This is a genomic window from Arthrobacter sp. R4 (genome assembly GCF_051365025.1).
In the GTDB taxonomy this organism is placed as follows: domain Bacteria; phylum Actinomycetota; class Actinomycetes; order Actinomycetales; family Micrococcaceae; genus Arthrobacter.
In genome coordinates this window covers 1-24,394 of record NZ_JBLWIJ010000030.1, presented here as the reverse complement: position 1 = coordinate 24,394, position 24,394 = coordinate 1, and the positions used below count along the sequence as shown (strand labels likewise).

At 66.1% G+C, this 24,394-nt stretch carries 22 protein-coding genes and 1 pseudogene; 14 read left to right on the top strand and 9 right to left on the bottom strand.

Features of this window, described 5'->3' with window-relative positions; genetic code table 11:
- Positions 1-6 precede the first annotated feature (6 nt).
- The 3 genes from ACLKOZ_RS17655 to ACLKOZ_RS17645 all read right to left on the bottom strand — a co-directional run bounded on the left by ACLKOZ_RS17655 (position 7) and on the right by ACLKOZ_RS17645 (position 2,100).
- On the bottom strand, positions 7-1,095 hold the full coding sequence (locus ACLKOZ_RS17655) for a LacI family DNA-binding transcriptional regulator (protein WP_436476973.1): 1,089 nt from the start codon (positions 1,093-1,095) through the stop codon (positions 7-9).
- A gap of 146 nt (positions 1,096-1,241) precedes the next feature.
- The gene (locus ACLKOZ_RS17650) at positions 1,242-1,748 is read right to left on the bottom strand and encodes an SRPBCC family protein (protein WP_436476971.1); all 507 of its coding nucleotides are present in this window, start codon (positions 1,746-1,748) and stop codon (positions 1,242-1,244) included.
- Positions 1,749-1,764: 16 nt separating this feature from the next.
- Positions 1,765-2,100 (bottom strand): ArsR/SmtB family transcription factor, encoded by a 336-nt coding sequence (locus ACLKOZ_RS17645; RefSeq protein ID WP_436476969.1) that lies wholly within the window; start codon positions 2,098-2,100, stop codon positions 1,765-1,767.
- A gap of 72 nt (positions 2,101-2,172) precedes the next feature.
- On the opposite strand from ACLKOZ_RS17645, the gene ACLKOZ_RS17640 reads away from it, so the two are divergent.
- From ACLKOZ_RS17640 to ACLKOZ_RS17625, 4 genes are all read left to right on the top strand, one after another.
- A complete protein-coding gene (locus ACLKOZ_RS17640; protein WP_436476967.1) occupies positions 2,173-3,180 on the top strand; it encodes an o-succinylbenzoate synthase in 1,008 nt (335 codons plus the stop codon).
- 160 nt (positions 3,181-3,340) lie between these two features.
- Positions 3,341-5,410, top strand: coding sequence for a PhoX family protein (locus ACLKOZ_RS17635; protein ID WP_436476965.1), 2,070 nt, complete (start codon positions 3,341-3,343; stop codon positions 5,408-5,410).
- A 136-nt stretch (positions 5,411-5,546) separates the two neighbouring features.
- Positions 5,547-7,307, top strand: coding sequence for a 2-succinyl-5-enolpyruvyl-6-hydroxy-3-cyclohexene-1-carboxylic-acid synthase (gene menD, locus ACLKOZ_RS17630; RefSeq protein ID WP_436476963.1), 1,761 nt, complete (start codon positions 5,547-5,549; stop codon positions 7,305-7,307).
- Positions 7,308-7,448: 141 nt separating this feature from the next.
- A complete protein-coding gene (locus tag ACLKOZ_RS17625) occupies positions 7,449-8,447 on the top strand; it encodes a hypothetical protein (RefSeq protein ID WP_436476961.1) in 999 nt (332 codons plus the stop codon).
- A 40-nt stretch (positions 8,448-8,487) separates the two neighbouring features.
- On the opposite strand, the gene ACLKOZ_RS17620 is transcribed toward ACLKOZ_RS17625, so the two are convergent.
- The 4 genes from ACLKOZ_RS17620 to ACLKOZ_RS17605 all read right to left on the bottom strand — a co-directional run bounded on the left by ACLKOZ_RS17620 (position 8,488) and on the right by ACLKOZ_RS17605 (position 12,679).
- Positions 8,488-9,291 carry an amino acid ABC transporter ATP-binding protein gene (locus ACLKOZ_RS17620; RefSeq protein ID WP_436476959.1) on the bottom strand — a complete coding sequence of 268 codons (804 nt, stop codon included), beginning with the start codon at positions 9,289-9,291 and terminating at the stop codon, positions 8,488-8,490.
- Positions 9,292-9,302: 11 nt separating this feature from the next.
- Complete coding sequence (locus ACLKOZ_RS17615) at positions 9,303-10,094, bottom strand: amino acid ABC transporter permease (RefSeq protein WP_337351736.1); 792 nt, start codon at positions 10,092-10,094, stop codon at positions 9,303-9,305.
- Between the two features lie 125 nt (positions 10,095-10,219).
- Entirely contained in the window at positions 10,220-11,023 is an 804-nt protein-coding gene (locus tag ACLKOZ_RS17610) for an ABC transporter substrate-binding protein (protein WP_436476957.1), read from the bottom strand.
- A 249-nt stretch (positions 11,024-11,272) separates the two neighbouring features.
- Positions 11,273-12,679 carry an isochorismate synthase gene (locus ACLKOZ_RS17605; RefSeq protein WP_436476955.1) on the bottom strand — a complete coding sequence of 469 codons (1,407 nt, stop codon included), beginning with the start codon at positions 12,677-12,679 and terminating at the stop codon, positions 11,273-11,275.
- Between the two features lie 124 nt (positions 12,680-12,803).
- Between ACLKOZ_RS17605 and ACLKOZ_RS17600 the strand changes: the two genes are divergently transcribed.
- From ACLKOZ_RS17600 to ACLKOZ_RS17580, 5 genes and pseudogenes are all read left to right on the top strand, one after another.
- A complete protein-coding gene (locus tag ACLKOZ_RS17600) occupies positions 12,804-13,580 on the top strand; it encodes a demethylmenaquinone methyltransferase (RefSeq protein ID WP_436476953.1) in 777 nt (258 codons plus the stop codon).
- Positions 13,581-13,584: 4 nt separating this feature from the next.
- Positions 13,585-14,916, top strand: a complete 1,332-nt coding sequence (locus ACLKOZ_RS17595; RefSeq protein WP_436476951.1) for a geranylgeranyl reductase family protein — start codon at positions 13,585-13,587, stop codon at positions 14,914-14,916.
- The gene (locus tag ACLKOZ_RS17590; protein WP_337346240.1) at positions 14,913-16,013 is read left to right on the top strand and encodes a polyprenyl synthetase family protein; all 1,101 of its coding nucleotides are present in this window, start codon (positions 14,913-14,915) and stop codon (positions 16,011-16,013) included. Before ACLKOZ_RS17595 ends, ACLKOZ_RS17590 begins: the two co-directional genes overlap by 4 nt.
- A gap of 474 nt (positions 16,014-16,487) precedes the next feature.
- Positions 16,488-16,574: pseudogene (locus ACLKOZ_RS17585) on the top strand (hypothetical protein); the annotation flags it as partial.
- Positions 16,575-16,715: 141 nt separating this feature from the next.
- Positions 16,716-17,324, top strand: coding sequence for an endonuclease domain-containing protein (locus ACLKOZ_RS17580; protein WP_436476987.1), 609 nt, complete (start codon positions 16,716-16,718; stop codon positions 17,322-17,324).
- 147 nt (positions 17,325-17,471) lie between these two features.
- Here ACLKOZ_RS17580 and ACLKOZ_RS17575 read toward each other — a convergent pair whose 3' ends face one another.
- Positions 17,472-17,897 (bottom strand): hypothetical protein, encoded by a 426-nt coding sequence (locus ACLKOZ_RS17575; RefSeq protein WP_337346241.1) that lies wholly within the window; start codon positions 17,895-17,897, stop codon positions 17,472-17,474.
- 13 nt (positions 17,898-17,910) lie between these two features.
- Positions 17,911-18,630: a trimeric intracellular cation channel family protein gene (locus tag ACLKOZ_RS17570; RefSeq protein ID WP_436476948.1), complete on the bottom strand. Its 720-nt coding sequence runs from the start codon at positions 18,628-18,630 to the stop codon at positions 17,911-17,913.
- A gap of 61 nt (positions 18,631-18,691) precedes the next feature.
- On the opposite strand from ACLKOZ_RS17570, the gene ACLKOZ_RS17565 reads away from it, so the two are divergent.
- From ACLKOZ_RS17565 to ACLKOZ_RS17545, 5 genes are all read left to right on the top strand, one after another.
- Entirely contained in the window at positions 18,692-19,447 is a 756-nt protein-coding gene (locus tag ACLKOZ_RS17565; RefSeq protein WP_436476946.1) for a sirohydrochlorin chelatase, read from the top strand.
- Positions 19,448-19,591: 144 nt separating this feature from the next.
- Complete coding sequence (locus ACLKOZ_RS17560) at positions 19,592-21,337, top strand: nitrite/sulfite reductase (protein ID WP_436476944.1); 1,746 nt, start codon at positions 19,592-19,594, stop codon at positions 21,335-21,337.
- On the top strand, positions 21,301-22,056 hold the full coding sequence (locus ACLKOZ_RS17555) for a phosphoadenylyl-sulfate reductase (protein WP_436476942.1): 756 nt from the start codon (positions 21,301-21,303) through the stop codon (positions 22,054-22,056). The genes ACLKOZ_RS17560 and ACLKOZ_RS17555 overlap by 37 nt, the downstream gene beginning before the upstream one ends.
- Positions 22,053-23,000 carry a sulfate adenylyltransferase subunit CysD gene (gene cysD / locus ACLKOZ_RS17550; protein WP_337346246.1) on the top strand — a complete coding sequence of 316 codons (948 nt, stop codon included), beginning with the start codon at positions 22,053-22,055 and terminating at the stop codon, positions 22,998-23,000. Before ACLKOZ_RS17555 ends, cysD begins: the two co-directional genes overlap by 4 nt.
- The coding region (locus ACLKOZ_RS17545; protein WP_436476940.1) for a sulfate adenylyltransferase subunit 1 at positions 23,001-24,394 on the top strand (1,394 nt) is incomplete at its 3' end.

The window sequence follows — 24,394 nt, the reverse complement described above, 5'->3', positions numbered from 1 at the left end:
TCGGCGTCAGCCCCGGCCGGCGGGGACCGGTCCCGTGGATTCGCGGACCACCAGGCGGCCCGGTACCAGGGTCTCGATCGGTTGGCGCCAGGCAGGCTTCACGTCCTCGCCTGGGGTGCCATCGTTGCGCTGGGGCTCCGCTGCCAGCTCCTGGAGCAGCCCGGTCATCGCAGCCTCCCCCATCTCACGCAGCGGCAGGGCCATGGTGGTGAGCGCCGGGACCATGGTTGAGGCAATGCGGAATTCGTCGTCGTAGCCCATGACTGAGAGATCCTGCGGGATGGAAAGGCCCAGCCGGTTGGCAGCGAGCACCACGCCGATGGCCAGCCGGTCGTTGGCGCAGACGATCGCGGTGGGGCGGTCCGCGGCCACCCCGTCCAGGAGTTTCATGGCCCCGTGGAAACCGGCGTCGATGTCCCAGCCCACCTGGAGGATCCGGCCCGAAGGAACCGGCAGGCCGGCGGCCTCAAACGCGCCGCGGTGGCCTTGGATACGGCGTGGGGCAGCGGGCGTGAGGTTGTCGCCCGCCAGGAACGCGATGTCCCTGTGGCCCAACTCCAGCAGGTGCTTGGCCGCCTCCCTGCCGCCGCGGACCTCGTCGGGAATGACGGCGGGAACACCGGCGTCCGGGCGGTCATCGAAGCAGTTTGCCAGCACCGACGGCACGCTCAGCATGTTGGGCGGGACGTGCAGGGGGCGCAAGCCCACCGTGACATACATCAGCCCGTCCACCTGGCGGTCCAGCAGCGTGGCGACGGCCCCCTCGTCGCGGGCCTCGTCCAGCTCCGTGTCCATCACCACGGTGACAAAACCCTGGGTTCTGGCCACGGCGTCGGCGCCTGCGATGATGTTGCCGTCGAAGGGGCTGGTGACCACCTGGTCTGAGACGATCCCGATGATGCGCGACCGGCGGTTCCGGAGGCTCACGGCGATGGTGTTGGGCGTGTAGTTCAGGGCGGCGGCAGCTTCGCGGATCCGGTCCTGGCTCTCCTTCGCCACGTTCCCGTCGCCGCGGCCGTTGAGTACCAGCGACACAGCGCTGCGGGACACTCCGGCGAGTTTGGCGACGTCCAAGGCTGTGGCTTTGCGATTCATGATGGGGACCCTCCGGACAGCTGTGTTTCTCGCAGTCTACCTAACGCGTGTGAGGGATGCCCCGACCACCCAACTGAGTAGCAGCAGATGTCGTTATGGAGCCTCAAAACGACATCTGCTGCTACTCAGTTGGGGTGCGGAGGGCGTCAGGTGAGGGACGCCGCCAGCTCCTCGATGATTTCGAACTGCTCGCGCACCCCGCCTTCCATGCCGGACTGCGCAATCATGTCCCGGACTTCCTTGCTGCCCGCGTCGGTGCGGATCCTGACCGTGGTGGCGCCGTCGTCGGCCTCTTCGAAGGTAACCGTGTTCACCACGGCTCCGTCTTCGCTGTCCGGTGCGGTGCCAGGCATCTCCATGACCTCCGTGTTCACGATCCGTTCGTTCGGCACTATCTCCCGGTACGTCCCGTGGAAGGCCACCTCGAATTCGCCGTGCGCCACCATGACGTAACGCCAGGCGCCGCCCACCCGGAAGTCCATTTCCATCATCGTCATCTCGCCCCGCCGGCCAGGCCACCACTTCCTGACAAGTTCAGGGGTGGTCCAGGCCCTGTAGACCAGGTGCCGGGGTGCGTTGAGGGTTCGAGTGATCAGGATTTCCTCATCGCTGGGGAAGGTGACGTCCATGGTCCCGCTGCTTGCCTGTGCCATTGCCCTGCTCCTTTGCCTAGTTTTCTTGCTCTTTGAGGTCCTCCAGCACGTCCTCCAGGAGATCGAACCGCTCCTCCCAGAGATGCTGGTAGCTGGCAACCCAGTCGTGGATGGGCTTCAGGGCCTGCGGATTGAGCCGGTAGACCCGTTGCCGGCCTTCGTCGCGCACGTCCACGGCCCCTACCTCGCGCAGGACGCGCAGGTGCCGTGATACGTGCGGCTGGGCCAGGCCAAGCAGGTCCACAAGTTCGTTAACGGGACGCTCGCCCTGGGCGAGGGCGTCCAGGATCTCCCGACGGCGTGGCTCAGCCACCGCGTTGAATGCATCTGCCGTTGTTGCTGCCCGTGCCATATCGAAATTGTATACCCATATGGATATGCGTTGGAAGGGCTTTTGGCTGAGCGCCGCCGGTACAGTGAAGGCATGCCGCCTGCCGCCCTTCCCTTCCTGGACGAACTGCTCGCGTCTGCGTATGTAGTCAGCTTGCCCATGCGGGTGAAGTTCCGCGGCATCACGGAGCGCGAGGCCCTGCTGCTGCACGGTCCGGCCGGTTGGGGCGAGTTCTGCCCGTTCCCTGAATACGGGGACGCCGAGGCGTCCCGCTGGCTCGCCGCCGCCATCGAGGCCGGCTGGGACGGCTTCCCGGCGTCCCTTCGGTCAACGATTCCGGTGAACGCCACGATTCCAGCCATTTCCGCGGACCGGGTCCCGGAACTGCTGGCCCGGTTCGGCCGGGTGGACGCCGTCAAGGTCAAGGTGGCGGAGCGCGGACAGACGCTCGACGACGACGCCGCCCGCCTCGATGCCGTCCGTTCCCTTCTGCCCCGGGCGGCCATCCGCGTGGACGCCAACGGCGCGTGGGACGTGCCTGCCGCCGTGCAGGCACTGACCCGGCTCGCCGCCGTCGGGCTCGAGTATGCCGAGCAGCCAGTGCCCACGATTGAGGGCCTCGCCGAAGTTCGATCGCTTTTGCGGGCCGCCGGTATCCCCGTGCTGATCGCCGCCGACGAAAGCGTGCGCAAGGAATCCGACCCCCTGCTGGTGGCCCGGGCCGGCGCTGCGGATCTGATCGTGGTGAAGGTGGCGCCGCTCGGTGGAGTGCGGCGCGCGCTGGATATCGTGGCCCAGGCAGGGCTTCCCGCCGTCGTGAGTTCCGCACTGGATACCTCCGTGGGGATCCGCGCCGGGCTGGCCTTGGCGGCCTCCCTGCCGGAGCTTCCGTATGCGTGCGGGCTAGGGACGGTGTCCCTGTTTGCCTCTGACGTCACGACGGATCCGCTGGTGGCCGACGACGGCGCCATCCGCCTCCGCGATGTGTCCGCTGACGCCGGGCTGCTGGAGCGGTACGCGGCCCCCGCGGAACGCCGGGACTGGTGGCTGGCCCGGCTCCGCCGCGTCCACGCGCTCGTGGCTGCATCGATTGCTCCGTAAGCGCCGTTTTCAGGGCCCACAACGGCGCTTACGGAGCAATCGAAGGGGGTATCCCTGCAGGTCACCGCCGGTTAACCAGAGCTTCACCTGACGGACGGCTGCGCGTCGGAACCGGCTGACAGGGTGGGAAAACCGCATCGATTCCCTGGAAGGCCCCCCCATGTCTGAAACGACTGCCCGCAAATTCGCCCTGCTGCCGATGCTCGGCCATACCAAGGGCAAGCGCAGCGCCGTCACCTGCGCTCTGAAGTGCGACAACGCCTGCGCCGGCGACGTCTGCAACACCAGTTCCAACAGCTACTTCCGCGACATCGCCTCCGCGACCATGTCCCGCCGCGCCGCCCTCGGCTTCGGCGCCGCCGGTGCGCTCGCCGTCGTCCTCGGTTCTGCCGTCACGTCCGCTGAGCCCGCAGCCGCCGCCGGCCTGTCCAAGGCGGCCAAAGAGGGCTTCGGCAAGTCCAAGCTTCAGTTCACGGCCATCCCCTCGGTGGATGCCGCCGTCGACGCCGTCACCGTGCCGGAAGGCTTCACGTGGCAGCCGGTCATCCGCTGGGGTGACCCGATCTTCAACGACGCTCCGGCATTCGACCTGAACAACCAGACCGCCGCGGCACAGGAAAAGCAGTTCGGTTACAACAACGACTACACCGACATCCTGGAGATCCCGGGCAGCAAGGGCCGCCGCGCCGTGCTGTTCTCCAACCACGAGTACACCAACGACGCCATCATGTTCCCGCCCACCATGCCGGCAGACCAGGTGCGCGCTGTGGGGGCAGCCGCGCACGGCCTGTCCGTGGTGGAGCTGGAGCGCAAGAACAAGACCAAGCCGTGGACCTACGTCAAGGGCGCCGGGCTGAACCGCCGCTACCTGAACTCCACGGTGTACGAACTGACCGGTCCGGCCGCCGGCTCCGCACTGGTGAAGACCATCGCCGACCCGTCCGGCCGCGCCATCAAGGGAACCCTGGGCAACTGCGCGGGCGGCACCACCCCGTGGGGCACCATCCTGTCCGGCGAAGAAAACTTCCAGGGCTACTTCGTGGGCAACGGCACTTCCGCCGGCGACAAGCGCTACGGCATCACGTCCAAGCCCACCGCCCGCCAGTGGGAACTGGACGAACCGCGCTGGGACACCCGCAACCCCGGCTATGAGAACGAAGCTAACCGCTTCGGCTGGATCGTGGAAGTTGATCCGTTCGACCCCACTTCCACGCCGAAGAAGCACTCGATGCTGGGCCGCTTCAAGCACGAGGGCGCCAACGTCATCATCGCCAAGTCCGGGCACGTGGTGGCCTACTCCGGCGATGACGAGCGCTTCGACTACCTCTACAAGTTCGTTTCCCGTGACAAATACCGCGAGGGCGACCGGGCACACAACATGACGCTGCTCTCCGCCGGCAGCCTCTACGTGGCCAGGTTCACCGGCAACTCACCCGCCGCCGAAATCACCGGAACCGGCGCGGTCCCGGCGGACGGTGCCTTCGATGGCACGGGCGAGTGGCTGCCGCTGGTGCTGGATGGCAAGTCCGCCGTGCCGGGCATGTCCGTCGAAGAGGTCCTCGTCTACACCCGCCTCGCCGCGGACAAAGTGGGCCCCACCAAGATGGACCGGGCCGAGGACGTCGAGCCGAGCCTGCACACGGGCAAGGTCTACGTGGCCTGCACCAACAACTCCAACCGCGGCACCGGTACGAACGAGGGCGCCAACGAGGTCAACCCGCGCAACCAGAACCGTGACGGCCACATTGTGGAAATCACCGAAACCGGCGACCAGACCTCCACGGCCTTCACCTGGAACCTGCTGATGGTCTGCGGCGATCCGGCCCAGGGTGACGTCACCTATTTCTCCGGCTTCCCGGTGGACAAGGTTTCGCCTATCTCCTGCCCGGACAACCTGGCATTCGACTCCGTGGGCAACCTCTGGATCTCCACTGACGGCGCTCCCTCCGGCATCGGCCGGGCGGACGGACTCTTCAAGGTCACCCTCGAGGGCGCCGAGCGCGGCAAGGTGGAGCAGTTCCTCGCCGTCCCGCGCGATGCCGAGACCTGCGGACCCATCATCCACGACGACGAGCGCACCGTTTTCGTCTCGGTCCAGCACCCGGGCGAAGACGGCACTTTCGAAGCCCCGAACTCGTACTTCCCGGATTACGTCCCGGCAGGCACGACGCCGGCACCCGGCCAGGCGCGGGCCCCGCGTCCGTCAGTGGTCCAGGTGTTCCGCGGCTAAGTGCCTCGCTGCGCTCCTGCTCGTTTTTGGCCGACGCTCTCTCACTTTTCGTCCCGGGCTGGGCGGCGAGTGAGAGAGCGTTTGGTTTTAACCGACAGGAAGTGAGAGAGCGTCGGAGGGGTGGCAGACTGGACCGGTGACTTCGCCGAACGACTCCACCCTCCATCCCGCATCCGACGACGCCTCCACGCCGTCCGAAACGCCATCCCTGGGCTCGGTTGAGGCGGCGCGGATCGCAGTCAGCGCGCTGATCGACGGCGGCGTCGAGTACGTGGTGGTCTCGCCTGGTTCCCGCTCGGCTCCCATGGCGTACGCACTGGCCGAAGCGTCGGCAGCGGGGAAAGTGGAACTGCTGGTACGGATCGATGAACGTTCCGCCGGCTTCACAGCCTTGGGCCTTGCCCTGTCCACCGGCTCCCCGGCAGCCGTCCTCACCACGTCCGGCACCGCCGTCGGAAACCTGATGCCTGCCGTGATGGAGGCCAACCACGCCGCCGTCCCGCTTGTGGTGTTGTCCGCCGACCGCCCGGAGGAGCTGCGCGGCACCGGCGCCAACCAGACAACCATCCAACTGGACCTGTTCGGCGAGCACGTGCGCTTCGCCGCCGACATCGAGGCCGGCACCAGCCCGCTGCGCGCCGTCGAGACCGCGATCTCCGCCGCCACCGGTGCGTTCTCCGACCTCGCTCCGGGCCCTGTCCAGCTCAACCTTGCGTTCCGCGACCCGCTGGTTCCCGCGCCGGGGGAGAAGCTTCCCGCGGCGACCGCCCGGCCTAAGTTCCGCATCGGCACAGACCCCCTCACCATGGACCTTCCGCCAGCCCCCGGTGGCCTGGAGGAACGGCGCACCGTGGTGTTGGCGGGGCACGACGCCGGTCCCGTCGCCGAAGCCTTCGCGCGCGCCCACGGCCTGCCGCTGCTCGCGGAGCCGTCCTCGAACGCCCGTTTTGGCCCGAACGCCGTGGGCCCGTACAGGCTGTTGCTGGAGCATTTTGGGCCGGAATCTTCGCAGCCGGTCGAACGCGTGGTGCTCTTCGGCCGGCCGACGCTGTCCCGGCCTGTTGCTTCGCTGTTGGCCCGGGCGGAGGTGCCGTCTGCGCTGTACCAGCCGGTTCCGGTGGCCTGGTACGAGCCCGGCCGTCGCACGGAACTGCCGCTGGAAAGCCTGGCCGAGCTCGCCGATTTCGCTGGCCGTGGGCCTTCGTCCTGGCTGGATGCCTGGCTCCTGGCAGGGTCCGCCGCGCAGCATGCCCTCGACCAGGTCCTGGCGAGGGAGGCCGCCGCCACGGGGCCGTCCGTGGGCGCACTCGTGTGGCAGCAGTCGCATGGTCAGCTGGTGCTCGGTTCCTCCAACGGCATCCGCGACGTGGACCTCGCAGGCCTGCCCGCAGCCGAACCTGCCGCAACCGTGTACGCCAGCCGCGGCCTCTCCGGGATCGACGGAACCATCTCCACCGCCACCGGAATAGCCCTCGGCGGCCGGCAGCAAACCACCCTACTGCTGGGCGACGTCACCTTCCTGCACGACGCCGGCGGCCTGCTCCTCGGCTCCGGGGAGGCCCAGCCGCCGCTCCGGATCGTGGTGCTTAACGACTCCGGCGGCGCCATCTTCGACCTGCTGGAGCACGGTGCAGTGCGCGAAGCAGGGACGTACGGGGACGCCGTCGAACGCCTCTTCGGCACCCCGCACACAGTGGACCTCGCGGCACTCGCCGCAGCGTACGGCGTCGGGCATTGCTCGGTAAGCACGACGGCGGCACTCGCCGAGGCGCTCGTCCCCCCGATCGAGGGCCGCAGCATCATCGAGGTGCGGACTGACCGCCACAGTCTCCGCGCCCTGCACGCCCGCATCAAGGCAGCTGTGTCCGCCGCGGTCACGGGAGTCCTCGCAGGGTAGCTTCCGCGACGCGGTTTCGGTCCACGGACGCGGATTAACGCGTGTCTTCGGACCGAACCTGCATCCGGCGGCATGGCGGGCTGTCCACATACGGGGCTCGGTGCCTTACCCGGCCCTTCGCGGTGGTGCGACCGTTTGGGTATGAATCCTCTTCCCCGTCTTATCCTGACGCGACACTTGGCCGAGGTCGGCGCGAGTACCCGCCCGCTGCCTGCCGCAGTAAAGGCAGGTTCGTTGGTGCGGATTCGGCAGGGTGTCTACGTCGAGGCGTCTGCCTGGGCTGGGCTCGCCGTATGGCAGCGCTACCGGCTACGGATCGAAGCGGTAGCTGAAACTGCCATCCTCCCGGTAACCTTCTCGCTTCATTCCGCCGCCTCAGTCTGGGGTATTCCCACTATCCAGCGGGGCCAGCCCATCCACGCCCTTACGCTCTTCCGGGGAGGCGGCAGGTCCCGCGCGGGTATTCGGAGGCATCTAGTTGAACCGGGAATGCTCGACGCCGAAATCGTGGACGGTCTGTCCGTTACCTCGCGTCAAACCACGGTGCTTGATATTGCGGCAACCGTCCCGTTTGCCGAGGCTGCGGTTCCACTGGATTACGTGTTAAGGCCGGACCCGGCCCGGGGCCTTCCGGCGCTCACAAAGACTGAACTTCTCGCAGCCATGGCCGGGCGATATTCCGCTGCAGCTGAGCGGCGTGTCAGGTCGGCGGTGGAGTTTGCTGATTTCCGGTCCGGGTCTGCGGGCGAATCGTATAGCCGCGGGCTCATTCATATGGCTGGCTTCGAGGCACCCATCCTGCAATATGAGGTTCGGACTTCCGTTGGCCGTGGGGCTTTCGCTGACTTCTACTGGGAAGGCAGCAGGACCGTGGGGGAGTTCGATGGCATCGAAAAGTACCTCAAGCCGGAGTACCTCAAAGGGCGGACGCCCGGGCAGGTTGTGGTGGACGAAAAGCTGCGGGAGGACCGGATCCGGGCAACCGGACGGAATGTAGTCTGGTGGGTGTGGAATGACCTGTGGAGAGGAGAACTGGAAGGCATGCTGTCCCGCGCCGGCGTACCCCGACGTCCAAGGTCCTCATCAGGACGCGGTAAAGGACCCGGGACGCAGAATCGGCCCGGGGACACCCAAGAATGAGTGTCCGCGGGCCGATTCCGTGTCCTACGTTCAGGCGGGCCTACTCCTCGATCTCGATGTGCGTCGGATCCAGGACGCGGCGCAGGAATTCCTTGGTGCGGGGCTGGGTGGGAGCGGAGATGACCCGTTCGGCCACGCCCTCCTCCACCACGACGCCGCCGTCCATGAAGACCACGCGGTCGGCCACTTCGCGGGCGAAGCCCATCTCGTGGGTCACCACCAGCATGGTCATGCCTTCCTTGGCCAGGTTCCGCATAACGGAGAGGACATCGCCAACGGTCTCGGGGTCCAGCGCAGAGGTGGGCTCGTCGAAGAGCATCAGCTCGGGGTTCATGCTCAGCGCCCTGGCAATGGCCACGCGCTGCTGCTGGCCGCCGGAGAGCTGGTCCGGGAAACGGTCGGACAGGTGCCCCAGCCCAACGCGCTCCAGGTTGTGCTGCGCCACCTTGTCCGCCTCGGCCTGGGAGCGCTTGAGCACCTTGGTTTGGGCGATGGTGCAGTTCCGCTTGGCATCCAGGTGCGGGAACAGGTTGAACTGCTGGAACACCATGCCCACCTTGCGGCGCATCCTGTCGATGTCCACTTCGGGGTTCGTGGCTTCGAAGCCGCCCACGTGGATGTTGCCCTCATTGGGCTGCTCCAGGAGGTTGACGCACCTCAGGAGGGTGGACTTGCCGGAGCCGGACGGGCCGATCAGGCACACCACTTCACCGGGCTTTACGTCCAGGCTGATGCCCTTGAGCACCTCGTTGGTGCCGTAGGACTTGCGCAGGTCCTTGATGGAGACACCTGCCGCGTTGACGGTGCCGGGGTTGCCGGCGGAGGAATTTACGACGTCGTTCATGGCTTCCCTGCCTATCGCTTGGTCCGCGCGGAGCGGCTTTCGAACTTCCGGGCCAGGAGGCTCAGCGGGATGGTGATGACCAGGTAGAAGGCACCTGCGACCAGGAGCGGCGTGAGGCCGGCACCCAGACTGGAGATGCCGTCGCGGCCGAACTTGGTCAGCTCGTACTGCGATGCCGTGAGGCCCAGGACGTAGATCAGCGAGGAATCCTTGGTGAGCAGGATGACCTCGTTGGTCAGCGGCGGCAGGACGATCTTGAACGCCTGCGGGATGACGATGGAGACCATGGCCCGCCACTGGGGCATGCCTAGCGAGCGTGCAGCCTCCAGCTGACCCTTGGGCACAGCCTGCAGGCCGGCGCGCAGGGTTTCGGCGATATATGCCGAGGCGACCATACCCAGCGAAACCATGACCACGATGGTCACGTTCCAGGAAACGCCGAAGGCCAGGGGCACGCCGTAGCCGAAGGCAATGAACACCAGCAGGGCCGGGATGCCGCGGAAGAATTCGATGTAGCCTGTGGCGATCCAGCGATACAGCGGGAAGCTGGAGAGCTTCATCAGGGCCAGCAGCAGGCCGCCGGACAGGCCGACGACGAAGCCGAGGAAGGTGTAGATCAGGGTGTTTTTCAGGCCCACCAGGAAGATGTCCGGGAACATCGGGCCGATTTTGCCGAAGTTGAAGACGCTGTTGCCGATGGTCTTCCAGTCCGTGGCGAGGACCAGTGCGGCCATGGCCACAATGAAGATGCCGATCTGGACATACAGGCTCACTCTGGCCCGTTGACGTGCGGTCATTGCCATGGGGTGCTCACATTCGTAGTGCGTGGCTGAGGCCCCGGACGTACTGCGGTTCAGCGTGTCCGGGGCCCCGGCGGCGTGGTTCTCAGGGCGGCGTTGGCCTCAGTTGAATGGGGCCGTAGCGCTGGCTACTTGGCGACTTCGCCGAACCAGGTGGTCTCGAACTTCTCGAGGGTGCCGTCGTCGGTCAGGCGCTTGAGCGTCGCGTTGACCTTTTCGGCCATGGCAGTGTTGCCCTTCTTGATGGAGATGCCCAGCTGCTCACCCGTGGCGAACTTCTCCACTGCCTTGAAGGAGGGGTCGTCCTTGATGGCGTAGCCCAGGACGGACTGGTTGCCCAGGGCGGCGTCGATGGTTCCGGCCTGCAGGGCCTGAACGAGGAGGCCGGTGTCCTCGAACTGCTGTGCGTCGAGGCCCTTCTCGGTGGCGTAGTCGGCGCCGGTGGTGGCCTGCTGGACGCCCACCTTCTTACCCTTGGCGTCGTCCAGGCTCTTGATGCCGGAGTCCTCGCTGGCCACCAGGGCCAGGTCGTCGTCGAGGTAGGGGGTCGAGAAGTCCATGACGGCCTTGCGGGTTTCCGTGATGGAGATGGAGGAGATGGAGACGTCGCACTGCGTGAGAGCCGTGCCGGTCTCGATAGCTTCGAAGGAGCTGTCCACAACGTTCAATTCGGCGTTGAGGTCCTTGGCCACCTCAGCGGCGATGTCCATGTCAAACCCTACGATTTTTCCGTCCTTCTGGAATTCGAAGGGCTCGTAGGGGACGTCCGAGCAGACGGTGAGCTTGCCGGCGTTGACGAGCTGGATGCTGCCATCGGAGGCCGCCGGGGTGGAGCCTCCGCCGCCGCAGGCCGTGAGGGTGAGGGCGCCGGCGGCGAAGATTGCTGCTGCCTTGGCGGTCATTTTGGCCGTGGCCAGGGACTTGAGCTGCATATTTCTTACCTTTTGTTGCAGGGGGAATGCCGTACTAAATCGGTTCATAGTGTAGCGCCGAAAAAGAGATTTGCATCACAGGAAACTTAGTTTCACTATTGGATAACTAAGTTACCGCTAAATTCAAGCCTAGACGAGGGGAAGGTGTCTCGGATTCCGGACACCCCGCCCAACTAAGTAGCAGCAGATGTCGTTCTGAGGCGTCAAAACGACATCTGCTGCTACTTAGTTGGGGAGCGGGGAGGGAACCTAGCTTCTGATGCCCAGCGACTCCAGCATGGGGCGGAACTTGGCCCAGGTCTCTGCCAGCTCAGCTTCCGGCTGGGATCCGTCGACTATGCCGCAGCCGGCATACAGGCGCACGGTGGTCGGCGACTCGATGACAGCCCCACGCAGCGCGATGCCCCACTCGCCGTTGCCGGCCGCATCCAGCCACCCCACGGGCCCGGCATACGGCCCGCGGTCCAAGTGTTCGAGCTTGCGGATCAATGCACCGGCCACCAGTGTTGGCGTACCGCAAACGGCGGCCGTCGGGTGCAGCGCGTTGATCAGTGCCAGGCAGGTGGGCACGTGCCCTTCCACCTCGGTCAGCTCGGCCTTCACGTCCGAGGCCAGGTGCCACACATTGGGCAGCTCGAGGATGAACGGCTCGTCGTGCGCGTTCATGGCCTCCGAGAACGGCGCCAGCTGTGAGGTCAGGGACTGGATGGCGATCTCGTGTTCGTGCCGCTGTTTCTCGGATCCGGCCAGCACGCGTTCGGCGTAGTCCATGGGGATGCCGGCCTCGCCGTGCGCGTCGCGGCGGTCCAGGGTTCCGGCCAGAACGCGGGCCTGAGCGGTCCGGCCCTCCACCTGGATCAGCATCTCCGGAGTGGCGCCCACCAGCCCGTCCACGCCGTACGTCCAGCACTCGCGGTACCGGGCCGACAGCTCCCGCAGCACCTTCGCGGCGTTCACGCCCGTGGGGACGGTGGCCACGATGTCACGCGCCAGCACGAGCTTCTCCAGCGCCCCGGTCCGGATCTCCTCCACGGCCGCGGCGACGGCGGCCATCCAGTTCTCTTCGCTCAGCGACCCCGTGTGCAGCGTCGCACCGGCAGCCAACGGCAAAGGGCGGACGACGGCGTGACCCGCCTTGGCGGGAACGGCAGGGGAGGTGCCGTCCCCGGCCGCCGGAGTTGCCGGCGTCGGGCTGTCCGCAAAGGTGAGGGGGGCGCCAGGGTTGCCGCTACTGAGCCAGCGCTCCAGGGCAGCGAGTGCGCCCGCCTCGGTGAGCGCGACGTCGTCGAACGTTAACTGGGTGACCCAGAAGCGGCCGTCCCGAACACCCACCACGATTTCCGGCACGATCAGCCGGGACTCGTGGGCGGACTTTTTGGAGAACGCGAACGAGCCGAAAGCCACCGGGCCCGTGCCAGGCAGTTCCACGGAGTCTGCGATCTCCGCTTCCAGGACCAGGTGACGCCACCAGATGTCTGCCTCAAGGAAGCGCTCGGGACCAGTGGCGGTAAACCGGGCGATCTCGCCGAAGCCCACCAGTCCGGCTTCGCGGCGGGTCCAGCAGAGGACGTCGTCCCGGACCAGAAACTGAGGCAGCCCCCCGGGAGATGCTTTTTCATCCAGGGGGACTGTCAGAGTGCGGAACGTTCTCGTCATGATGGGTCCACAGTACTTGAAAGTACTTGGGCCCCTAAGTACTTCTAAGTATCGCAATTGCGCACTCAGCCCCGGAAACCGGCCGTGGTTAGGGGGCCTGCAGAACATTTGAGACAATGACTGGGTGAACCGAGCATCCTTGGATAAGCGTCCGGACGAAGTAGCCACGATGTTTGACGACGTCGCACCTAAATACGATGTCGTCAACGATGTCCTCTCCATGGGGCAGACCCGCCGCTGGCGCAAGGTTGTGGTGGAAGCCATGGAAGTCACGAAGGGCCAGAGAGTCCTGGATCTTGCCGCAGGAACCGGTACCTCAAGCGAGCCATATGCCGATGCAGGCATAGACGTAGTGGCGTGCGATTTCTCCCTCGGAATGCTCAAAGTTGGCAAGCGCCGCCGCCCCGACATCAATTTTGTTGCCGGTGACGCCACCAACCTGCCCTTCGCGGATAACTCCTTTGACGCCAGCACCATCTCGTTCGGGCTGCGCAACGTCAATGAGCCCAAGAAGGCCCTGGCCGAGATGCTTCGGGTTACCAAGCCGGGCGGCAAGCTGGTTATAGCCGAGTTCTCCCAGCCCGTGGTTCCGCTCTGGCGCACCATGTATACCGAATACCTCATGCGTGCCCTGCCGGCTATCGCCGTGAAGGTTGCCTCCAATCCGGACGCCTATGTTTACCTCGCCGAGTCCATCCGCGCCTGGCCGGACCAGGACCACCTGGCCGCGTGGCTGCAGGAATCCGGGTGGGAAAAGGTCACGTACCGGAACCTCACCGGCGGAATCGTGGCGGTCCACCGTGCCACCAAACCGGCTGAAACCGGCCCTGACGGAGTTGCCGCCGCCATCGCAGCGAATAAGGGCCCCGTGGCCAAGCTCCGCCGCAACATCGTCCGCTGACCGCGTGAAAGTACTGATCGTCGGCGCGGGGCCGGCTGGCTCTACCGCCGCGTATTACCTTGCCAAGTCCGGCATCAGCGTGACCGTCCTGGAAAAGACCAGCTTCCCTCGGGAGAAGGTCTGCGGCGACGGCCTGACACCGCGGGCAGTCCGCGAAATCCAGAAACTCGGCCTGCCGCATCCCGAATCCGATGGGTGGCGCCGCAACAAGGGCCTTCGCCTGATCGCCGGCGGGCGCACCATTGAGCTGCCCTGGCCCGAGGTTTCCGACTTTCCGCAGTATGGCCTGATCCGCACACGCCTTGGTTTCGATGAGGAACTGGCGCGTCACGCCCGGGCTGCCGGCGCCGAAGTCCTGGAACGGCACAGCGTCACCGAGGTCCTGCGCTCGGAGGACGGCCGCGTGACCGGCGTCCGCGCAGCGCTCCTGGATGAGTCCGGACGCAAGACGGGACAGACGCTCGACTTTAGCGCCGACGTCGTACTCGCCGCCGACGGAAATTCCACGCGCACCGCCGTGTCCGCAGGGCTCCAGAAGCGCGACGACCGGCCCCTCGGCGTCGCCGTGCGCACCTACTTCCGGAGCCCCCGCCACGACGACGACTGGATGGAAGGCTGGCTGGAACTCCCCGGGCGGGACGGCAGTCTGCTCCCCGGCTACGGCTGGGTCTTCGGCGTCGGCGACGGCACTTCCAACGTCGGCCTGGGCATCCTCAACTCCTCCAAGGAATTCGGCAAGCTGGACTATAAGCAGGTCCTGCGTGAATGGACCGCCGGCATGCCCGCCGACTGGGGCTTCACCCCGGAAAACCAAGTGGGCGAAATCCGCGGCGCGGCCCTCCCCATGGGCTTCAACCGGACGCCGCACTACTCGCCCGGCCTCCTGCTCCTGGGCGACGCCGGCGGCATGGTCTCCCCGTTCAACGGCGAGGGCATCTCCTACGCGATGGAGTCCGCGCGGTTCGCGGCCGAGTTCATTGTCGACGCCTCCGCACGCTCTTTGGCGGCGGGCGGAACGTACGACGCCGATGCCCATCTTTCGCGGTACGCAGACTATGTGCGGGACCAGTGGGGATCGCACTTCACGCTGGGCCGCGCATTTGCCGCGCTGATCGGCAAGCCCGCCGTCATGAAGCTCGCGCTCCGGACCGGGATGCCTATTCCGGTCCTGATGCGTTTTGTGGTGCGGCTGCTGGCCAACCTCACCGATCCGTCCGCCAAGGGCTTCGAGGACCGGGCCATCCGCGTCCTGGAGTCGCTGGTTCCGGCCACGTCCAATACACCGTCGGCCTCGAATCAGCGGTATCCGCAACAAAAAGTTAGGGTTAACCCGTGACCAACTCCGCAGACCACAGCTGGACGCATGCCGGGCACGGCCTGCCGGACTCCGAACCCAGCCTCAATACCACCGCCATTGCCACGGGACTTCAGCTGCCCGCGGGCTTTGCGGCGATCGCGGAGGACGCCGAACTGGGCCCCGCCATCACCAACAACCTGGCGCGGGTGGAAAAGAAGCTGCGCGAAGCCATTGCCAACTCGGACCCCCTGGCGGACGCAACGTCGCGTCACCTGGTGGAAGCCGGCGGCAAGCGCATCAGGCCGCTGCTGACGCTGCTCTGCGCCCACCTCGGCGACGCATCCCTGCCTGCCGTGGTGCAGGCGGCCGTAGTGGTGGAACTGACCCACCTGGCCACGCTGTATCACGACGACGTGATGGACTCGGCCCCGTTCCGCCGCGGCGCCCCCACTGCCCACGAGGTCTGGGGAAACTCCGTGGCCGTCCTCACCGGCGACCTCATCTTTGCCCGCGCGTCCATCCTGGTGTCCGAGCTGGGCTCCCGAGCCCTGGGCATCCAGGCCCGCACCTTCGAGCGGCTGTGCCTGGGCCAGCTGCATGAAACCGTTGGTCCGCGCCCGGACGAGGACCCGGTGGAGCACTACCTCTCGGTCATCGCGGACAAGACAGGGTCATTGGTGGCTGCTTCCGGCCAGCTTGGTGCCATCTTCGCCGGCGCTGACCCCACGTACGAGTCGGTCCTGGTGGAATACGGCGAGAAGGTGGGCGTAGCCTTCCAGCTTGCCGACGACGTCATCGACGTCACCGGCATCAAGGTCAAGTCCGGCAAGTCCCCGGGGACCGACCTCCGCGAAGGTGTACCCACACTCCCTGTCCTGCTCCTGCGCAAGGCTGCCGAGGATGGCGACCACGCCGCCGTCGAACTTTTGAAGCTGATTGACGGCGACCTGACGTCGGATGAGGCTTTGGCGGCTGCGGTTGCCGGGCTGCGCGAGCATCCCGTGACTGCCGAGTCCTGGGTTGTTGCACGCCGCTGGGCGGATGAAGCCATTGCAGCGCTGGCTCCCTTGCCGGAGGGCGTTGTTAAGACGTCGCTGTCTAATTTCGCCCTGGCTGTGGTGGACCGCGCCAGCTAGTCCTTTGAGGGGCCCGGGTCCTCTCTTTTCATCGATTGCTCCGTAGCCGCCCTTTCGACACCTCAAAACGGCAGTTATGGAGCAGTCGATGGCGGCGCTTCTTAAACGGAATAGCCCCGATTCTCAGCAACGATACGAGTCATTCGTTGCGTCGAACCGGGGCCATTTCTCCGTTCGCATCAGACCCGCCGGAGGCGTTTAGCGGATCCGTGAACAGTCTATGACAGCCTTGTCACAAGATGCAAGGTCCCTTGTTACTGAGCGTGTCACAGGCTTTTCCGGTGTTTCTGACCGGATTGCGTCACTTATAGGGCCCCTGCTGAGCATGGCCCGCGTCATGGCGGTGTTTGCGGTGGCGAAGGGCGCCAATAGTTACGCATCTTGGTCGCGGAGTCCGCTCATTGTGCCGGCGTGTTGTCCACATAGGTGTGATGCTCCCTCCCGCCCGCACGCCCACAGCGACACTCTGGGCTGATGGACATTATTGACTTCCTGATGAGGCAAGGAGGCGCTGCGCGAACCGGGCAATTGGCGAAGGCTGGATTTGGCAGGGCCGCGCTCGACCGAGCGGTAGCCGGAGGCCTGGTGGTGCGGGCGAGCCGCGGAGTCTATAGCCTTCCGGCAGGCAGCAGTCTCCGCGATGCTCTCACGCATGGAGGCCTGCTGACGTGCGTGTCGGCGGCACCGGTATACAACTTATGGGTGCTGACGGAAACTTGCGTTCTGCACCTCTGCCGCAGCCAGCCAGTTGCCACGTCCAGAATTGTGGAGCACGGCAGGCCCAAACACCCCCGGCATCGGTGGCTGCCTGTCGCAGGGCTGGCGGATGTGTTGCTGCACAGCCTCCGCTGCCTCCCCGAACTGGAATCACTGGTGATGGTGCAGTCGGCCGTGGGCAGGCGCGATATTGAGCTGGAATTCCTTTATGCCGGGTTGCAGGGGCGTCGCAATGGCAGGGCACGGGCCGTGCTGGACCTGGTTATTCCGCGTGCGGACTCAGTGCTGGAGGTCTTGGCCAACACGCATTTCCGGAGAGCCGGCCTTCGTTTGCGGAGGCATGTCTTTATCCCCGGCGTTGGTGAGGTCGACTTCCTTATTGAAGAGTGTTTGGTGGTTGAGACTGACGGGTCAACCCACTTCGAGCCCCAGGCTGTCAAACGCGATCAGCGACGAAACAACAGGAGCGTTCTTGGTGGCTATCTGGTGCTCCGCTATTACTACGCCGATGTGGTCCATTCGCCAGACGAGATGGTTGCAGAGGTCCTCGCAGTCCTTGAACTGAGGCGCAACGGCAAATTCGACGCCAGGTGATTGCTGTTCTTGGCATTCAGATGGCAACCGTGAACCAACTTGCGTAACTTATACCGGACGCCGACAGCCTGAGCCCCGCAAAATCAAGGAACTGAAACTGCCGGGGCGCTAAAAGTTACGCATTTGGGGCGGGTGCACCCTGAGGAACTAGTCTTCCTCGTCGTTGAACGCCCACTCGAACATGTCAAAGACGAACTCCGAGAAGGTGCCCTCTTCGCTTTTCCACTGGCCGCGGGCGTTGTTGCGTCGGTAGACGATGGGGTCCGGGACGCCGAGGTCGCCCACGCGGAAGCCCCAGGTGAACTGCTCTTCCTCGTCCTCAAGGAACATCAGGAAGCCCTCGTCATCGACTTCGAGTTCTTCGGGGTCCCAGAAGTAGTGGTAGGCCTCCATCAGGTCCTCGCAGCCACCCAAGGCAAGGTAGAACTCGCGCAGGACCAAGGGAACCTGGAATTGGTGTTCTTCGAGGGCCGCATCAAGCTCGTCGGCGGGCAGCCCGTCTTCTTCCTGCCATTCGTCTTCGAGATACTTCGGAACAAGCGCGCGGAACTTCTCGAGGAACATGTCAGTCATTGTCATATCGTAGCTAATTCCGGGGTGCTCCTGAGCCGCCGCCAGTCCCAGCAGCCCCGCCGGTACCGCCACCGGGACCAGGGGAACCCTCCACGCCCCGCCGGTGCCAGCCATGCACCGCCAGCGGAACGTACCAGGCCCGACGCCAGGCGATGACGCGGAAGGCGAACACCACAGCCGCCACGGCGCACGCGGTCGCCGCGTTAAAGGAGCCAGTCATCCAGAGGAGAGTGGTCAGAGCCGCCCCGCTGAAGGCTGGCAGTGCATAGAGGTCCCGGGGGTCGAACAGCTGCGGCACCTCATTGGCAGTAATGTCCCGCAGCAGGCCCCCGCCCACCGCCGTCGTCACTCCCAGCAGCACCGCGGCAATGGGGTTCATCCCCATCGTCAGGGCCTTCAGCGTGCCGGTGATGCAGAACAGGGCCAGCCCGCCGGCGTCGAACAGGGTCAGCAGCGAGGTGTACCGCTGAAAGCTGGGAAACAGGAAGTAGACCAGCACTGTGGCAAGGACCGGAGGTGCAAGGTACGCGGGGTTGGTGAAGGCCGCCGGAGGTCCGGCAGAAAGGATGATGTCGCGGATCACGCCGCCGCCCAGGGACACCAGCGAGGCCAGGAGCAAGGAGCCAATGATGTCGAACTGCTTCCGCGCCGCCAGCAGGGATCCGGAGACCGCGAAGAAGAAGACGCCAGCCAGGTCCAGCCAGACCAGGGCGATGTCAAAAGGAAATGTCATGGAGCGTCCCGGCGGATTTCAAGAGGGCGGACAGGGCGGCTCCAACGTTACGCTAGCGGGTATGAACAGCCCCATCATGATCGCCTGTGCCCACGGGACATCCAGCGTGCAGGGAGCCGCCGAGGTCAACGCCCTCCGCGACGCCATCGCTGCCCTGCGCCCGGGACTCGACGTGCGCGAGGCCTATGTGGATGTGCAGCAGCCTGACCTCGTGGACGTGGTGGCGGGACTGCCGGAGGGGGAGTCCGCCGTCGTGGTGCCCCTGCTCCTGAGCGTGGGCTACCACGTCAAGGTGGACATCGCCCGGGCCGTGAAGAGCCGGCCGGGCAGCCTGGCCGCGGCACCGCTGGGCCCGGATCCCAGGCTCGCAGCCCTCCTGGACCAGCGCCTCCGTGAAGCCGGCGTCACCGACCGGGACAGCATCGTCCTGGCCGCCGCAGGATCATCCAATCCCAACGCCGCCGTCAGTGTGGAGGAACTCGCCAGCCAGCTCGGTGAGCTCCGCAGCAACCGGATCGTGCCCGCCTATGGTGCCTCGGCCAAGCCTTCAGTGCCCGACGCCGTCGCCATGCTTCGCGAGGAAGCTGAAGGCGGTGCCGGGGCAGGGGAGTCCGCGGGAGCGGTTGACCTGGGCGGCCGCGTAGTCATCGCCTCCTACCTCCTGGCGCCGGGCTACTTCCACGACCAGCTCGCCAAAGCAGGGGCCGACCTCGTCACTGAGCCGCTGCTGCCCTCGCCCGTGCTCGCCGAGATCGCGCTGGAACGGTACGACGCCGCCGTCGCCAAGGGCCGCGAGGACGCCGAAGCCGCGAAATAAGCAGCCCCGGAATGGGTTCCGGCGATGCACAGCGAGAGGGCATCTTCAAGGCCCTCCGGCGGTTCATGACGAAATATTTCCCTAGGTGACTTAGCGTTTCCGGGCCCTTTGTGACGCTATTCGGGTGGGACCTACAGTCGATGCATGACTGATACAGCTCTAGCCGGAGCGTCCGCGGACCCCGCTGCCGCCAAGCGCCCCGCTCGCCCTTCCCGCCCCGCCGCAAAGCCGCACGGGCAGTGGAAAGTGGACGGCAAAACCCCGCTGAACGCCAACGAAACCTGGAAACAGGAAGATGACGGCCTCAACGTTCGCGAGCGTATCGAGTCCATCTACTCCAAAGAGGGCTTCGATTCCATCCCCGGCCAGGACCTGCACGGCCGCTTCCGCTGGTGGGGCCTGTACACCCAGCGCAAGCCCGGGATCGACGGCGGCAAGACCGCAACGCTCGAACCGCACGAGCTCGAGGACAAGTACTTCATGCTCCGCGTCCGCATCGACGGCGGTGCGCTCACCACCGAGCAGTTGCGGGTCATAGGCCAGATTTCCGTTGACTTCGCGAGGGATTCCGCCGACCTCACCGACCGCCAGAACATCCAGCTGCACTGGATCCGCGTGGAGGACATTCCCGAGATCTGGACCCGCCTGGAAGGTGTTGGCCTGTCCACCACCGAAGCCTGCGGCGACGTGCCCCGCGTCATCCTGGGCTCCCCGGTGGCCGGCATCGCCAAGGACGAAATCATCGACCCCACCCCGCTCATCGCGGAACTGGGGGAGCGGTTCATCGGCAACCCGCTGCTGTCCAACCTGCCCCGCAAGTACAAGACCGCGATCACCGGCCACCCCAGCCAGGACGTGGTCCACGAGATCAATGACTTCGCCCTGGTGGGCGTTGAGCACCCCGAGCTTGGCGTCGGTTACGACCTCTGGGCCGGCGGAGCACTGTCCACCAACCCGATGCTCGGCAAGCGCCTCGGCGCGTTCGTCCGCCCGGAGGAAGCCGCCGAAGTATGGCTCGGCGTCACCAGCATCTTCCGCGACTACGGTTACCGCCGCATGCGCACCAAGGCACGCCTGAAGTTCCTGATGGCCGACTGGGGTCCGGAGAAGTTCCGCCAGATCCTCGAGGACGAATACCTCGGTTACAAGCTGGACGATGGCCCCGCCGCCCCCAAGCCCACCTCACCGGGCGACCACATCGGCGTGCACGAGCAGAAGGACGGCAAGTTCTTCATCGGCGCCACCCCGCTGGCCGGCCGCCTCTCCGGCGGTCAGCTGGTAAAGCTCGCGGACACCCTCGAGGCCCGCGGCTCCTTCCGGCTGCGCACCACCCCGCACCAGAAGCTTGTGGTGCTGGATGTCGCCAAGGACCACGTTGAGCCGCTGGTTGCCGAGCTGGACGCCCTGGGCCTGTCCGCCCGCCCGTCCGTGTTCCGCCGGGGCACCATCGCCTGCACCGGCATCGAATACTGCAAGCTGGCCATCGTGGAGACCAAGGTCACCGCGGCCACCGCGGTTGCCGAGCTGGAACGCCGCCTGGCGGACCTCGCCGCTTCCGGCGAACTGCCCCACGCGCTGTCCCTGCACATCAACGGCTGCCCCAACTCCTGCGCCCGGATCCAGACCGCGGACATCGGCCTCAAGGGCATGATGCTGCCAACGCCCGACGGCGACCCCACCCCGGGCTTCCAGGTCCACCTCGGTGGCGGGCTGGCTTCCACCAGCCGCGAAGAGGCTGGCCTGGGACGCACCGTCCGCGGCCTCAAGGTCTACGTCGAGGACCTGCCGGACTACGTCGAACGCGTCGTCCGCACGTTCGTCGCCCAGCGCGCCGAAGGCCAGACCTTCGCCGAATGGGCCCACGCAGCAGACGAGGAGGCCCTCCAGTGAGCGAAACCCAACCTGCGACCCTCCGCAGCCACGACGAGCTGAAAGCCCTCGCTGAGTCCGGGGCCGCCGAGCTCGGCTGGGACGCCCCGGCCCGCGACGTGATCGCGTGGGTGGAGCGCAACTTTGACCTCTCCTCAGTGGCTGTCGCCTGCTCCATGGCTGACGCCGTCCTTCCGGCGCTGGTCGCGGACCAGATGCCCGGCGTTGACGTCCTTTTCCTGGAGACCGGGTACCACTTCCCGGAAACCTACGCCACGCGCGATGAAGTGGCAGCAAACCTCCGCGTCAATGTTGTGGACGTGCTGCCGGAAAACACCGTGGAACAGCAGGACCGGCTCCTCGGCAAGGACCTCTTTGCCCGCGACGCCGCCCAGTGCTGCGCCCTCCGCAAAGTGGCCCCGCTCCGCCGCACCCTGGCCGGCTATGAACTCTGGTTCACCGGTGTCCGCCGCGACGAAGCCCCCACCCGGACCAACACACCGCTGGTCACGTGGGATGCAGTCAACGGCCTGGTCAAGGTCAACCCGGTGGCAGCGTGGACGTTCGACCAGCTGGTCCAGTACTCCGACGACAACCTCCTGCCCGTCAACCCGCTGCTTTCCCAGGGTTACCCCTCCATTGGCTGCCAGCCCTGCACCCGGAAGGTGGCGCCGGGCGACGACCCCCGCGCCGGCCGCTGGGCAGGGACCGACAAGACAGAATGCGGACTACACGTATGAGCACTTTCCTAACTGAGGAGACTACCCAGGTGACTGAAGCCGCCGTATCCACGCGCCTCTCCAGCCTGGACGCCCTTGAGTCCGAAGCCATCCACATCATCCGCGAAGTTGTGGCCGAGTTCGAGAAGCCCGCGCTGCTGTTCTCCGGCGGCAAGGACTCCGTGGTGATGCTGCACCTCGCCACCAAGGCGTTCTGGCCGGGCAAGGTTCCGTTCCCCGTGCTGCACGTGGACACCGGCCACAACTTCCCCGAAGTCATCGATTTCCGCGACCGCACCGTCGAACGGCTGGGGCTCAAGCTCGTCGTCGGCTCCGTGCAGGAGTTCATCGACCGCGGCGAGCTGGCCGAGCGCGCCGACGGCACCCGCAATCCGCTGCAGACCGTCCCGCTGCTGGACGCCATCTCGAAGAACAAGTTCGACGCCGTCTTCGGTGGCGGCCGCCGTGACGAGGACAAGGCCCGCGCCAAGGAGCGCATCCTGAGCCTCCGCGACGAGTTCGGCCAGTGGGACCCGCGCAACCAGCGCCCCGAACTGTGGAACCTCTACAACGGCCGCCACACCGTGGGCCAGCACGTCCGTGCGTTCCCCATCAGCAACTGGACCGAGCTGGACATTTGGCGCTACATCGAGCGCGAGAACATCGAGCTGCCCGGCCTGTACTACGCCCACAGCCGTGAAGTCTTTGCCCGCGATGGCATGTGGCGCGCCGTCGGCGAGGTTTCCCAGCCGCTGCCGCACGAAGAAGTCATCACCAAGACGGTCCGCTACCGCACCGTAGGCGACATGTCCTGCACCGGTGCCGTTGAATCGGCCGCAGCCACCGTGAGCGACGTTGTGATCGAAGTTGCTGCCTCCACCATCACCGAACGTGGTGCCACCCGAGCAGATGACCGCATCTCCGAGGCAGCCATGGAAGACCGCAAGAAGGATGGTTACTTCTAAATGAGCACCGAAACTTCACTCCTGGCCGCGGAGCTGGAAACAGCCCTGCCCACCACGCTGTTCCGCTTCGCCACCGCAGGATCGGTCGACGACGGCAAGTCCACTTTGGTGGGCCGCCTCCTTCACGACTCCAAGGCGATCCTCGCTGACCAGCTCGACGCCGTCGCCCGCACCTCCGCGGACCGCGGCTTCGGCGGCGCGGGTGCCACCGGCACCCAGGCGATCGACCTGGCCCTCCTCACCGATGGCCTGCGTGCCGAGCGCGAGCAGGGCATCACCATCGACGTGGCCTACCGCTACTTCGCCACCGACCAGCGCAGCTTCATCCTGGCCGACTGCCCCGGCCACGTTCAGTACACCAAGAACACCGTGACCGGCGCGTCCACTGCGGATGCCGTCGTCGTACTCATTGACGCCCGCAAGGGTGTCCTGGAGCAGACCCGCCGGCACCTGTCCGTGCTGCAGCTGCTGCGGGTGGCGCACGTGATCGTGGCCGTGAACAAGATTGACCTCGTGGACTTCAGCGAGTCCGTGTTCCGTGAGATCCAGGCCGACGTGCAGCAGGTGGCCCGTGAACTGGGCATCGGCGCGGCTGCGCTGGGGACCGCGGACCACATCGACGACCTGCTGGTGATCCCGGTGTCCGCCCTCGAGGGCGACAACGTGGTGGACCGTTCCGAGCGCACGCCCTGGTATGACGGCCCGGCCCTGCTGGAGGTCCTCGAAACCCTGCCGGCCGCCGACGAGATCGACACCCAGCTGGAGAGCTTCCGCTTCCCGGTGCAGCTGGTCATCCGCCCGCAGGGTGCGCTGGCTCCGGACGCCGTGGCCGTCGGCCTGGATGTTGAGGCCTACCGCGACTACCGGGCGTATGCCGGCCAAATCACCGAGGGTTCCGTGAAGGTGGGCGACAAGGTTGCTGTGCTGACGCCCGGCCAGGCCCCCCGCACCACCACGGTGACCGGCATCGACTTCGCCGGAGAGTCACTGCAGGAGGCGTTCGCGCCGCAGTCCGTGGCGATCCGCCTGGCCGAGGAATTCGACGTCGCCCGCGGTGACACCATCGCCGCCGCCGGGACTGTCCGCGAGTCCTCCGCAGACCTCTACGCCGCGCTGTGCTGGCTTTCGCCCAAGCCTTTGCGGGAAGGTGCCAAGGTGCTGGTGAAGCACGGCACCCGCACCGTCCAGGCGCTGGTCCGCAACGTCAGTGGCAAGCTGGACCTGGCTTCCTTCAAGCTTGAAGCCGCGTCGAGCCTCGAACTGAACGACATCGGCCACGCGCAGCTCCGGCTTTCCGCACCGCTGCCACTGGAGAACTACCTGCACCACCGCCGTACCGGCGCGTTCCTGGTGATCGACCCGCTGGACGGCAACACGCTGGCCGCGGGCCTGGT

Bases quoted from the DNA above. Each gene is read 5' to 3' on its own strand.
- ACLKOZ_RS17655 (WP_436476973.1), bottom strand. From the start codon at position 1,095: ATGAATCGCAAAGCCACAGCCTTGGACGTCGCCAAACTCGCCGGAGTG.
- ACLKOZ_RS17650 (WP_436476971.1), bottom strand. From the start codon at position 1,748: ATGGCACAGGCAAGCAGCGGGACCATGGACGTCACCTTCCCCAGCGAT.
- ACLKOZ_RS17645 (WP_436476969.1), bottom strand. From the start codon at position 2,100: ATGGCACGGGCAGCAACAACGGCAGATGCATTCAACGCGGTGGCTGAG.
- ACLKOZ_RS17640 (WP_436476967.1), top strand. From the start codon at position 2,173: ATGCCGCCTGCCGCCCTTCCCTTCCTGGACGAACTGCTCGCGTCTGCG.
- ACLKOZ_RS17635 (WP_436476965.1), top strand. From the start codon at position 3,341: ATGTCTGAAACGACTGCCCGCAAATTCGCCCTGCTGCCGATGCTCGGC.
- ACLKOZ_RS17625 (WP_436476961.1), top strand. From the start codon at position 7,449: ATGAATCCTCTTCCCCGTCTTATCCTGACGCGACACTTGGCCGAGGTC.
- ACLKOZ_RS17620 (WP_436476959.1), bottom strand. From the start codon at position 9,291: ATGAACGACGTCGTAAATTCCTCCGCCGGCAACCCCGGCACCGTCAAC.
- ACLKOZ_RS17615 (WP_337351736.1), bottom strand. From the start codon at position 10,094: ATGGCAATGACCGCACGTCAACGGGCCAGAGTGAGCCTGTATGTCCAG.
- ACLKOZ_RS17610 (WP_436476957.1), bottom strand. From the start codon at position 11,023: ATGCAGCTCAAGTCCCTGGCCACGGCCAAAATGACCGCCAAGGCAGCA.
- ACLKOZ_RS17605 (WP_436476955.1), bottom strand. From the start codon at position 12,679: ATGACGAGAACGTTCCGCACTCTGACAGTCCCCCTGGATGAAAAAGCA.
- ACLKOZ_RS17575 (WP_337346241.1), bottom strand. From the start codon at position 17,897: ATGACTGACATGTTCCTCGAGAAGTTCCGCGCGCTTGTTCCGAAGTAT.
- ACLKOZ_RS17570 (WP_436476948.1), bottom strand. From the start codon at position 18,630: ATGACATTTCCTTTTGACATCGCCCTGGTCTGGCTGGACCTGGCTGGC.
- ACLKOZ_RS17565 (WP_436476946.1), top strand. From the start codon at position 18,692: ATGAACAGCCCCATCATGATCGCCTGTGCCCACGGGACATCCAGCGTG.
- ACLKOZ_RS17560 (WP_436476944.1), top strand. From the start codon at position 19,592: ATGACTGATACAGCTCTAGCCGGAGCGTCCGCGGACCCCGCTGCCGCC.
- ACLKOZ_RS17555 (WP_436476942.1), top strand. From the start codon at position 21,301: ATGGGCCCACGCAGCAGACGAGGAGGCCCTCCAGTGAGCGAAACCCAA.
- cysD (WP_337346246.1), top strand. From the start codon at position 22,053: ATGAGCACTTTCCTAACTGAGGAGACTACCCAGGTGACTGAAGCCGCC.